1 protein-coding gene is annotated in these 520 nt (G+C 77.3%); it reads right to left on the reverse strand.

The window, feature by feature from the left end:
- Window positions 1-520: diacylglycerol kinase family protein (locus B7767_RS40730; protein WP_306298052.1), on the reverse strand; the 520-nt coding region annotated here is incomplete at both ends.

Below are 520 nucleotides of genomic sequence, written 5' to 3' on the forward strand. Positions count from 1 at the left end.
CCGCGCGGGGGCCGCGCACCGTCCCGGCGGCCCGCACCGCGCTCTCGACCCGCACCCCCAGCACCCCGAGCCGTCCGGAGTCCAGCCGATCCCGGCGCCCCGGCCGGGAGGCGTCGACCGCCCGCGGATACGGGTTGTTGCTGACCAGCAGGGCCTGCAGCCCGTCCGCCCGCGTCCCGCCGGCCCGCATCCGCAGCCGGGGCGCCGACGGGCCGGACAGCAGACCGGGCAGCATCCGGAGCGTGGTCCGGCGCTTCTCCTCCCGGTACGCGGGATCGCCCACGACCGCCGCGTACGTGCCGAAGGAGGCGTTGTTGACGAAGACCCGGCCGGCGGCGAACCCGAGGTCGACCCGGAGTTCGACGCCGTCCGTCAGGGCGTCGAGGGCCTTCGCCGGGTCGTCCCGGTCGAGACGGAGGTCGAGCGCGAAGTGGTTGCGGGTGCCGGCCGGGATCACCAGGAAGGGCAGGTCGTGGCGGGCGGCCACCTCCGCCACCAGCGCCTGGGTGCCGTCCCCGCC

Origin of the sequence: Streptomyces sp. 13-12-16, assembly GCF_002114215.1 — a bacterium.
Taxonomy (GTDB): Bacteria; Actinomycetota; Actinomycetes; order Streptomycetales; family Streptomycetaceae; genus Streptomyces.